Annotated in this window: 1 protein-coding gene; it reads left to right on the forward strand. The window is 58.9% G+C overall.

The window, feature by feature from the left end; all coding sequences use genetic code 11:
• The coding region (locus AC0L2A_RS36455) for a hypothetical protein (RefSeq protein ID WP_473613022.1) at positions 1 to 365 on the forward strand (365 nt) is incomplete at both ends.

Genomic DNA, 365 nt, shown 5'->3' on the forward strand with positions numbered 1-365 from the left:
CGCACGGAATACTTGGTAACGGCTTGGCTGATCTATCTCGCCCGCATCACGGGAGAAGCAGAGCTTCAACTGGGATGGACGCCTGCATCGGATCAATCGCAAGCCGGTTTGAAAGCGGTGGAGGTGCTTATCGCCTCTGTCGTGCCGATGGAAGTTACCATCGACCTTGCACATGATTTTGAAGACGTGCGCAAAGCGGTGGCGGCCGAATGCGCTCAGCTGAGCGAGCACGCTAGCTTTGCCCGGGATCTTATCGCGCGCTGCCCGACATTGCGAGGTGTGGAGGCGCTACGGTCGCACCAGCCCTGGCCGATTGGCATCACAATCACGACAGACAGCTGTTCTGTCGCTGGCGATCTGACGAC

Source organism: Mesorhizobium sp. WSM4844, from assembly GCF_055811775.1.